This is a genomic window from Streptomyces adustus (assembly GCF_009377175.1).
GTDB lineage: Bacteria > Actinomycetota > Actinomycetes > Streptomycetales > Streptomycetaceae > Streptomyces > Streptomyces adustus.
In genome coordinates this window covers 1-10275 of sequence record NZ_VJZD01000307.1, presented here as the reverse complement: position 1 = coordinate 10275, position 10275 = coordinate 1, and the positions used below count along the sequence as shown (strand labels likewise).

The following is a 10275-nucleotide window of genomic DNA, read 5'->3' as shown; positions in this document are numbered from 1 at the left end:
CGGCCGAGCACGGCGCGTCGAGGGGCTCGGCGGCCGATCGTCCCGGCAACGCCCCCGGGGGCGGCGGGCAGGGTCCCGCCATCCCGCGCCAGCGCCGGGCGGCCACGCCGGGCGGCCCGCGGCAGGAGTACCTCGACGCCTTCACCGACGACGACGTCTTCGCGCCCCGCGCCACCGCCTCCGCGCTCGCCACGGATCCGAACGCGCGCGGTGCCGGCCGGGCCGCGGGCACCCTCCGGACGGCCACGGGCGGCGCTGCCGCCACCGACATCGGCGGCAGGACCGCAGGTGACGTGGCGGACGACAACGCGCCGCCGTCCGGTGAGCCCACGCGGGAGGGCGGGGTCAAGGGCCGCGCCTTCGCCGGCATAGCGGCCGCCGCCGTCACCACCGTGCTGGCCGTGGTCGTGGCCGGCCAGTTCACCGGCCACGACAAAGACACCGCCGTACGGTCGCAGCCCCTCACGGGCCGGGCCGACGACTCCGTGCCCTCCGCGGCGACCGGTCCCTCCGCGTCACCCCAGGTGGTGCCGCTGACGTACGCGCAGAAGATGGCCCAGAAGTACCCGCTGAGCGCCACACTCAAGGGCTCGGGGAAGTTCGACACGGTCCCCGGCGTCGACAAGGCGCCCGGGAAGGGCAAGAAGTACACCTACCGCGTCGACGTGGAACAAGGGCTCGGCCTCGACGGCGCACTCTTCGCGCAGGCCGTGCAGAAGACGCTCAACGACGACCGGAGCTGGGCCCACGACGGCGCCCGCACCTTCGGACGGATCGACTCGGGCAAGCCCGACTTCGTCATCACCCTCGCCAGCCCCGGCACCACCGCCGTCTGGTGCGCCAAGTCCGGTCTGGACACCACCGAGGACAACGTGTCGTGCGACTCGGCCTCCACGGAACGCGTGATGATCAACGCTTACCGCTGGGCACAGGGTTCGAAGACCTACGGTGACGCGATCCATCCCTACCGCCAGATGCTGATCAACCACGAGGTCGGCCACCGCCTCGGCTACAGCCATGTGACCTGCGGCAAGAACGGCGAGCTCGCTCCGGTCATGCAGCAGCAGACCAAGTTCCTCGACCACGACGGCATCACCTGCAAGCCCAACCCCTGGGCTTATCCGAACGGTTGACGGACCGTCGACCTATCGCTTTGACATGGACGGAAAGTTCGTTCATATTTCAGCGCATGTCGTTCCGTCACACCGCCGCGCGCGCCGCCATCGAGCTGGCGCTCATCGGTGTGACCGCGCTCTGCGTGGCCGACATCGACTGTCGCTGACGCCCGCCCCCTGGCGCGCGCGTCGCGAACTCCCTCCCCTGCCGTGACCGGGTCACGGCCGGCTGCGACCTTTTCTCGACGACCTGGCGCCGGGCCGACGTCTGTCTTCATTCGTCTCACTCCTCGTCATTCTGTCTCATCATTCGAGAGGTCGTCCTTCCGATGCGTCATCCGTCCGTCATAGCGCGCCGCGTGGCAGCGGCATCCGTCAGCCTGGTCCTGGCAGCGGGCGCCGCCGCCTGCGGGCCGAAGGACAACGATGCCAACGGCTCCCAGGCCTCCCGCGGCGACTCCACGCCCCACCGCGGCGGCACGCTCACGGTCCTCAACCGCAACCCTCAGCAGGACTTCGACCCCGCCCGCCTCTACACCACCGGCGGCGGCAAGATCCCCTCCCTCGTCTTCCGCACGCTCACCACCCGCAACCGCGAGAACGGCGCGGCCGGCGCGCAGGTCGTCCCCGACCTGGCCACCGACACCGGCCGCCCCAACAAGGACGCGACCGTGTGGACGTACACACTGAAGGAGGGCCTGAAGTACGAGGACGGCACGGCGATCACCTCGGCCGACATCAAGTACGGCATCGAGCGCTCCTTCGCCGCCGAACTCTCCGGCGGCGCCCCCTACCTGCGCGACTGGCTGATCGGCGGCGCCGACTACCAGGGCCCCTACAAGGGCGGCAAGAGCCTCGACTCGATCGAGACCCCGGACGCGCGCACCATCGTCTTCCATCTGAACAAGCCCGAGGGCGAGTTCCCCTACCTGGCCACCCAGACGCAGTTCACACCCGTGCCGAAGGCCAAGGACACCGGCACGAAGTACGAGGAGCACCCGGTCTCGTCCGGCCCCTACAAGGTCGTCAGCAACGAGAACGACGGCGAGCGGCTCGTCCTGGAGCGCAACACGTACTGGTCGGCCGCCACCGACGCCGAGCGCAAGGCCTACCCGGACCGCATCGACGTACGCTCCGGGCTCGACTCCTCCGTGATCAACCAGCGGCTGTCCGCCTCCCAGGGCGCGGACGCCGCCGCCATCACCACGGACACCAACCTCGGCCCGGCCGAACTCGCCCAGGTCACCGGGGACAAGGCACTCGCCTCCCGGGTCGGCACCGGCCGCTTCGGCTACACGAACTACATCGCGTTCAACCCGAAGGTGAAGCCGTTCGACGACGTCAGGGTGCGCCAGGCGATCTCGTACGCCGTCGACCGCTCGTCCGTGGTCAACGCGGCCGGCGGCTCGTCGCTGGCCGAGGCGGCGACGACCTTCCTGCCGAACCAGAAGTCCTACGGCTACCAGCCCTACGACCTGTTCCCGGCCGGCGCGTCCGGCAACGCGGCCAAGGCCAAGGAGTTGCTGAAGGAGGCCGGGTACGCGAACGGGCTGACCGTCACGCTCACCCACTCCAACAGCAAGGACTTCGAGACCAGCCCCGAGATCGCGACCGCGATCCAGGACGCGCTCAAGAAGGCCGGCATCACCGTCGAGCTGAAGGGCCTGGAGGACAACGACTACTCCGACACGGTCCACGGCGCCAGGACCGAACCCGGCTTCTTCCTCGCCCACTGGGGTGCCGACTGGCCCTCCGGCGGCCCCTTCCTGGCCCCGATCTTCGACGGCCGCCAGATCGTGAAGGACGGCGCCAACTTCAACACCGGCTTCCTCGACGACAAGACGGTCAACACCGAGATCGACGCGATCAACAAGCTGACCGATCTCGACGCGGCCGCCGCGCGCTGGGGCGCACTGGACAAGAAGATCGCCGGACAGGCGCTGACCGTCCCGCTGTTCCACCCGGTCTACAAGCGGCTGTACGGCAAGGACATCCGCAACATCGTCATCAGCGACTGGGACGGCGTGCTGGACCCGTCGCAGGTCGCGGTCAAGTAGAACCGTGAGCGAGGCACTTGTCGCCTCCCGGACGGCCGGGACGGACGTCTTCGTCCCGGCCGCCTCCGGGGGCCTTCAGTTCTGGCGGCGGCTGCGGACGCAGCGCGCCGCCCTCGGCGCGGCGGTCGTCGTCGCGCTGCTCGTCCTGGTCGCGCTCGCCGCGCCGCTGCTCACCGCGATCGAGGGTCAGGACCCGACCAGCTACCACCCCGCCCTCATCGACTCCGCCCGCGGCGGTGTGCCGACCGGCCCGCTGGGCGGCATCGGCCCGGACCACTGGCTGGGCATCGAACCGCAGACCGGCCGCGACCTGTTCGCGCGGCTCGCGTACGGCGCCCGGGTCTCGCTCGGCGTCGCACTCGCCGCGACCGTCGTACAGATCGCCTTCGGGGTAGTCCTGGGCATCGCCGCCGGGCTCGGCAACCGATGGGTCGACGAGCTGTTGAGCCGGATCACCGACATCTTCGTCGCCATGCCCCTGATGATCATGTCGCTGGCGCTGCTCGCGATCGTCCCGCCGGCCTTCCCGCGCCCCGTCCTGGTCACCCTGGTCATCGGGCTGATCTCGTGGGGCAACATCGCCAAGGTGGTCCGCGCCCGGACGCTCACGCTCAAGGAACTCGACCACGTCGCCGCCGCCCGGCTCAGCGGCTGGGGCGCCTGGCGGATCGCCCGCCGGGAACTCGTGCCGGGGCTCGCCGCGCCCGTCCTCACCTACGCGGCGCTCCTGGTGCCCCAGAACGTCACCGTCGAGGCGGCCCTGTCCTTCCTCGGCGTCGGCGTGAAACCGCCCACGCCCTCCTGGGGACAGATGCTGACCGCCGCCGACGTCTGGTACCAGGCGGCCCCGCAGTACCTGCTGCTCCCGGCCGGCGCCCTGTTCGTGACCGTCCTCGCGCTCACCGTCCTGGGCGACGGCGTACGCACGGCGCTCGACCCGCGCGCCGCGTCCCGGCTGCGCGTCGGCACCGGCCGCAGACGCGAGACGAAGGCCGACACGGGCAGTCGGGGGGACTCCGTATGACCGGCTTCGGCGGCTTTCTCGCGCGCCGGGCGATCGGCACGCTGCTCACCCTGTTCGCCCTCTCGGTGATCGTCTACGTCGTCTTCTACGCCACCCCCGGCGACGTCGCCCAGATCACCTGCGGCCCGCGCTGCTCGCCCGCCCAGGTCCACCAGGTGGCCGCGCAGCTGCGCCTCGACGACCCGCTGTACGTGCGCTACGGACACTTCCTCCAGGGACTCCTGGCCGGCCAGGACTACTCGACCGGAACCTCCGTGGAGCACTGCCCGGCGCCCTGCCTGGGGCTGTCGTACCAGAGCGACCAGCAGGTCACCCGGCTCATCCTGGCCAAGCTCCCGGTCAGTCTCTCGCTGGTGTTCGGTGCGATGGTGCTGTGGCTCGTCCTCGGCGTCGGCACCGGTGTGCTCTCGGCCTGGCGACGCGGACGGCTCTCCGAACGGGTGCTGACCGCCCTCACCCTGGCCGGCACCGCCACCCCCGTCTTCGTCATCGGCCTCATCCTGTTGATCGTCGTCTGCGGCGAACTGCGCCTGCTGCCCTTCCCGCAGTACGTGAACCTCACCGACGACCCCGAGCAGTGGGCGTGGAACCTGCTGCTGCCCTGGGTCTCGCTCGCCCTCATCGAGGCCGCGGCGTTCGCCCGGCTGACCCGGTCGTCGATGCTGGAGACCCTCGCCGAGGACCACATCCGCACCTTCCGGGCGTACGGCGTCGGCGAGCGGTCCGTCATCGGGCGGCACGCGCTGCGCGGGGCGTTCGCGCCGGTCATCGCCCTGAACGCGAACAACTTCGGGTCGGCGGTCGGCGGCGCGGTGCTCACCGAGACGCTCTTCGGACTGCCGGGCGTCGGACAGGAACTGGTGCACGCGGTGAACGTCGTCGACCTGCCGGTCGTCGTCGGCATGGTGCTGGTCATCGGCTTCTTCGTGGTCCTCGCCAACGCCGTCGCGGACGTCCTGTACGCGGTGGCCGACCGACGGGTGGTGCTCTCATGAGTCCGATCGAGATCCCGGCCGAAGGCCAGGTCGAAAACCCGGTCGGAGGCTCGGCCGAAAGTCCGGCCGAAAGTCCGGCCGAAAGTCCGGTCGGAAGCCTGGTCGAAGTCGACGGTCTGACGGTCGGGTTCGGTCCGCTGCGGGCCGTGGACGGCCTCTCCTTCCGGCTTCGGCGGGGCGCCGCCCTCGCGCTGGTCGGCGAGTCCGGTTCCGGCAAGTCCACGGTCGCCGCGGCCCTGCTCGGGCTGCACCGGGGGACCGGGGCCGCCGTCGGTGGCTCGGTGCGCGTCGCCGGCACCGACGTACAGCAGGCGTCCGACGACGAACTGCGGCGCCTGCGCGGCGGGAAGGCGGCGATGGTCTTCCAGGACCCGCTGTCGTCCCTGGACCCGTACTACGCCATCGGCGACCAGATCGCCGAGGTCCACCGCGTGCACGCGCGTGCCTCGCGGCGCGCCGCACGCGCGCGTGCCGTCGAGGTGCTGGAGCGGGTGGGGATCGCGGACGCGGCACGGCGTTCCCGGTCGCGTCCGCACGAGTTCAGCGGCGGCATGCGGCAGCGCGCCCTCATCGCCATGGCGCTCGCCTGCGCGCCCGATCTGCTGATCGCCGACGAGCCGACCACCGCGCTCGACGTGACCGTCCAGGCCCAGATCCTCGACCTGCTGCACTCGCTGCGCGAGGAGACCGGCATGGGCCTGCTCCTCGTCACGCACGACGTGGGCGTCGCCGCGGAGAGCGTCGACGACGTCCTGGTCATGCGGCACGGGCGGGCGGTCGAGCACGGCCCGGTCGCCGACGTCCTCGGGACGCCGTCGCAGGCGTACACCCGCGAGCTGCTCGCCGCGGTCCCGCGCGTGGAGGCCAGGCGCGTCGTGGCACACGCGGCGGACCGGGGCCGGGCCTCGAACCGGCCGGACCACCCGTCGGACCGCGGCCGGGAAGGCGTCCCGTCGGACCATGCCCCGAACGGGGGCAGGGAAGGCGTCCCGTCGGACCACGCCTCGGACGGGGGCCGGGAAGGGGCCTTCGGGGCGTCGGGTGAGGTCGTGCTGGAGGCGGCCGGTCTGCGGCGCGAGTTCGGCCGCGGGAAGCGGGCCGTCACGGCCGTCGACGACGTGTCGCTGACCCTCCGCCGGGGCGAGACCCTGGGGATCGTCGGCGAGAGCGGCAGCGGCAAGACGACCCTGGGCCGGATGCTCGTCGGACTGCTGGCCCCGACCGCCGGCGAGATCCGGTACGCGGGCCGTCCGCACACCGGGGTCGACCCGGCCGTGCAGATGGTCTTCCAGGACCCCGTCTCCTCCCTCAACCCGCGCCGCAGCGTCGGCGAATCGGTCGCCGACCCGCTGCGGGCGCGCGGCGAGAAGGACGAGCAGTACGTCCAGGGGCGCGTGCGGGAACTGCTGGAGCGCGTGGGACTCGAAGGAGCGCACTACAACCGCTACCCGCACGAGTTCAGCGGCGGTCAGCGCCAGCGCGTGGGCATCGCGCGGGCGCTCGCGGCCGACCCGCGCGTGATCGTCTGCGACGAACCCGTCTCCGCGCTCGACGTCACCACCCAGGCCCAGGTGGTCGCCCTGCTCGGCGAGTTGCAGCGCGAACTCGGACTCGCGCTGGTCTTCGTGGCGCACGACCTCGCCGTGGTGCGCCAGGTCAGCGACCGGGTCGCGGTGATGCGCCGGGGCCGGATCGTCGAGGCGGGCCCGGCCGACGAGGTGTACGGATCCCCGCGGGACCCGTACACCCGGCAGCTTCTCGCCGCCGTACCCGCCCTCGACCCCGAGGCCGCGGCCCGGCGCCGGGCCGCGCGAAGGGAACCCGTCCATATGTGACACCACGCGTCCGAATGAACTCTTAGCGCGACGGAACGCGACCCGCACGGGAAAGTTACGACCGTTCACCCCTTTTGGTGGCGCGACGGACAACCGTCCATCGCGCCACCGCCTTGTCCGCTTACGTTCTTCCCGCTGCGAGCCGTCGAGTCAACGACGGCTCCCCATACGGGAGATCGGGGGTGCACTCGTGCGCATCGGACTGCTTACGGAGGGTGGCTATCCGTATGTGAGCGGTGACGCCAGTCTCTGGTGCGACCGGCTCGTACGCGGGCTCCGGCAGCACGAGTTCGACCTCTACGCGCTCAGCCGCAGCGAGCGCCAGGTGAACGAGGGCTGGGTCGAGCTTCCCCCGCAGGTCGACCGGGTGCGTACGGCACCGTTGTGGACGGCGGGCGACGACGGGGCGGGGTACGGGCGCCGTGCGCGCCGGCGCTTCGACGAGTGCTTCGGGGAACTCGCGGCCGCCCTGTGCGCGGGCGTGCCGGAGGGCGCCCGGCAGCCGTCGGAGACCTTCCCCCACCGATCCGGGGAGGACCGCGCCCTTGAGGCGGACCGTTTCAGCAGAGCGCTGTACGGGCTTGCCGAACTCGCCCGGGACGAGGGCGGACTGCCGGACGCGCTCCGCTCCGAGCGCGCCGTGCGCGCCCTGGAGCGTGCCTGCCGAGCACCCGGTGCCGCACGCCCGGCGCGCGAGGCGCGGGTACCCGATCTGCTCACCGTCGCCGCGCGCCTCGAACACGCTCTGCGCCCTCTGTCCTTCGGCTGGTACGAGGACGACGCACTCGGCTCGGCCGACCTGTGCCACGCCGCCTCCGGCGGAGCCGCGGCCCTGGTCGGACTGGTCGCCCGGCACTTCTTCGGCGTACCGCTGCTGGTCACCGAGTACGGCGTCCGGCTGCGCACGCACTATCTGACCTCCGGCGCGGGCCCGACCGCCACGGCCGCCCCCTGCGTACGGTCCCTGCTCGCCGCCTTCCACGGCATGCTCGCCACCGAGGTCTACCGGCAGGCCGCCTGTCTCACCCCCGGCAACGCGCACGCCCGCCGCTGGCAGGAGCGCTGCGGCGCCGACCGGGACAAGCTGCACACCGTCTACCCGGGCATGGACGCCGCACCCTTCGCGGAGGTGGGCGAGGCGCCCGACTGCGCCGACCCGGACACGCTGCTGTGGGTCGGCCGCGTCGATCCGGCCAAGGACCTGGTCTCCCTGCTGCACGCCTTCGCCGAGGTCCGCAAGGAGGAGCCCAAGACCCGCCTGCGCATCGTCGCGACGGCCGTCGGCCCCGAGGGCGAGGCCTATCTGGGGCACTGCCGGATGCTGGCCGCGCAGCTCTTCCCCGACGAGGCGGAGGGCCCGTACGCCATGGGCGACAACCCGGTCTCCTTCGAGGAGATCGGCGGCCCGGAGACGCCCACCGTCGCGGATGCGTACGCGGCGGGCGGCGTGACCGTCCTGTCGAGTGTCGTCGAGGGCTTCCCCGTCGGTCTCGTCGAGGCCATGCTCTGCGGCCGCGCCACGGTCTCCACCGACGTCGGCGCGGTGGTGGAGGTCATCGGCGGCACCGGGCTCGTCGTGCCGCCGCGCAATCCGCGGGCGCTCGCCGAGGCGTGCGTGACCCTGTTACGCGACCCCGAGCGCCGTGCACGCCTGGGCGCGGCGGCCCGCGCGCGGGCGCTCGAACTGTTCACCGTTGAGCAGAGCGTCAAGGCGTTCCACGGCATTTATCTGGAGATCATCTCGCGCTCCCCGGTCGACCGGGCCGCCCTCGACCGAGCCGGGGAACCGTTGCCGTTCGCCGTTCCCGCCGAGGCCCGGCTGCCCGGCCGCTGGACGGGACGGGCCTCCCGCATCGCCGCGCGGGGCGGCCCCGGCTGGGCCGCGGGGGCACCGGTGCGGCCGACGGCCCCGGTGGCCGGCCCGACCACGACGGAGGGGGCGCGATGAGCGGGCCGACGCGACCGGACGGCGGCTCGGGCGTCGGTGGGCCGATCGGGGGCGGACTCGGCGTCGGCGGGTCGTTCGACGGCGTACCGGGTGACGGCGTACCGAGTGACGGCGGGCCGATCGAGGGCGTACCCGGTGGCGGTGGGTGGCCCGCCGCAGTGGCGGTCGACCGCAGGGCCTCGACGGGGTCGGCCGCCCCCCGCCGTGGCGCGGCCGACCCCGTGAAGATCCTGATGCACCGCCACCGCGGCCTGTGCGAAAGGGCCGTGGACCCGCTGGAGATCGCGGCCGGTCTGGAGGCGCACGGCGTCACCGACCGGACCGCCGCCCGCTTCCGTCACCGGGACGTCTTCTCCCTCGCGGAGGAGATGTACGCCCGGGTCCCCCGCACCGACGCGTCGCCGCCGCGTCCGCTCACCGCCGCGGCCACCCGGCCCCGCGCGGACTGGGTGCTGCTCGCCCTGCTTCCGGGAGCCCTGTGCGCCGCCACCGTGGCCGGCCTGCGCCTGACCACCGGACAACCCCGGCTGATCACGGCCGCCGTGGGCATCCTCGCCCTGGCGCTCGGCCTGCGGGCGGCGCTGAGCCGCGGCCCGCTGAGCGCCGTCACCCCTCGCACCGGCGCGCACCCGGCAGGCGGCAACAGCTGGCCGTGGTGGCTCCTCGCCTACGCCGCCCTCGGCGACGGCCTGCTCCACGACGCCGTCGCCGCAGGCCCCCATGGGCTGCCGGCCTGCCTCACGGGCGGCCCCTGGGCCCTCGCCACGGCACCCGTCCTCGCCCTGGCGCTCGCCTGCGCCCCGGCCGCCTGGTCCGCGCACCTCCTTTCCGTACGCGCGCGCCGGAAGCTGACGACCAGTCGAGGTCTGGAGGAGTTCGCCGCCTCCGTACGACCCCTGGTGCTCGCCGTGTTCGCCCTGTTCCTGGGCGCGCTGACGGCACTGCTGGCCCTGTGCGCCGCGGCCCTGGGCGAGGCCGCCCCCTATGCGCAGGTCCTGACCCTGGGCGCGCTCCTGCTGACGGCCCGCCTCCTTGCCCTCCACGGCTTCACCCGCGCGCCCGCGGTCGTCCTCGGCGCGGCGGCGCTGGCCGAAGCCGCCGCCGTGGGCACGGTCCTCGCGGGCCGCCTGCCCGGCTGCGGGGCCCTGGCCGCACCCGTCGAGTCCCTGGTGCGGGCCTGGGGCCCCGGCAGCGTCCCGGCTCTCGTCTGCGGAGCCGGAGCGCTGGTCCTGCTGGTCCAGGCGACCCGCAGCCTGACCCGCGCATCGGCCCACGCCCGACCGGAGGCCGCACGATGACCC

8 protein-coding genes are annotated in these 10275 nt (G+C 73.0%); all 8 read left to right on the top strand.

Features of this window, described 5'->3' with window-relative positions:
- On the top strand, positions 1-1133 hold a 1133-nt coding region (locus FNH09_RS41075; protein WP_152894964.1), incomplete at its 5' end, for a DUF3152 domain-containing protein.
- A gap of 56 nt (positions 1134-1189) precedes the next feature.
- A complete protein-coding gene (locus FNH09_RS49980; protein ID WP_338017843.1) occupies positions 1190-1282 on the top strand; it encodes an Ms4533A family Cys-rich leader peptide in 93 nt (30 codons plus the stop codon).
- Between the two features lie 162 nt (positions 1283-1444).
- Complete coding sequence (locus tag FNH09_RS41070) at positions 1445-3172, top strand: ABC transporter substrate-binding protein (RefSeq protein ID WP_152894963.1); 1728 nt, start codon at positions 1445-1447, stop codon at positions 3170-3172.
- Between the two features lie 4 nt (positions 3173-3176).
- The gene (locus FNH09_RS41065) at positions 3177-4196 is read left to right on the top strand and encodes an ABC transporter permease subunit (RefSeq protein WP_162469854.1); all 1020 of its coding nucleotides are present in this window, start codon (positions 3177-3179) and stop codon (positions 4194-4196) included.
- Complete coding sequence (locus FNH09_RS41060) at positions 4193-5191, top strand: ABC transporter permease (RefSeq protein ID WP_152894962.1); 999 nt, start codon at positions 4193-4195, stop codon at positions 5189-5191. The genes FNH09_RS41065 and FNH09_RS41060 overlap by 4 nt, the downstream gene beginning before the upstream one ends.
- Positions 5188-7026: a dipeptide ABC transporter ATP-binding protein gene (locus tag FNH09_RS41055; RefSeq protein ID WP_338017842.1), complete on the top strand. Its 1839-nt coding sequence runs from the start codon at positions 5188-5190 to the stop codon at positions 7024-7026. The genes FNH09_RS41060 and FNH09_RS41055 overlap by 4 nt, the downstream gene beginning before the upstream one ends.
- A 190-nt stretch (positions 7027-7216) precedes the next feature.
- A complete protein-coding gene (locus FNH09_RS41050) occupies positions 7217-8974 on the top strand; it encodes a DUF3492 domain-containing protein (protein WP_162469853.1) in 1758 nt (585 codons plus the stop codon).
- Positions 8971-10272 (top strand): hypothetical protein, encoded by a 1302-nt coding sequence (locus FNH09_RS41045; protein ID WP_238427407.1) that lies wholly within the window; start codon positions 8971-8973, stop codon positions 10270-10272. The genes FNH09_RS41050 and FNH09_RS41045 overlap by 4 nt, the downstream gene beginning before the upstream one ends.
- The last annotated feature ends 3 nt before the right edge of the window (positions 10273-10275 follow it).

Bases quoted from the DNA above. Each gene is read 5' to 3' on its own strand.
- FNH09_RS41045 (WP_238427407.1), top strand. From the start codon at position 8,971: ATGAGCGGGCCGACGCGACCGGACGGCGGCTCGGGCGTCGGTGGGCCG.
- FNH09_RS41070 (WP_152894963.1), top strand. From the start codon at position 1,445: ATGCGTCATCCGTCCGTCATAGCGCGCCGCGTGGCAGCGGCATCCGTC.
- FNH09_RS41055 (WP_338017842.1), top strand. From the start codon at position 5,188: ATGAGTCCGATCGAGATCCCGGCCGAAGGCCAGGTCGAAAACCCGGTC.
- FNH09_RS41060 (WP_152894962.1), top strand. From the start codon at position 4,193: ATGACCGGCTTCGGCGGCTTTCTCGCGCGCCGGGCGATCGGCACGCTG.
- FNH09_RS49980 (WP_338017843.1), top strand. From the start codon at position 1,190: ATGTCGTTCCGTCACACCGCCGCGCGCGCCGCCATCGAGCTGGCGCTC.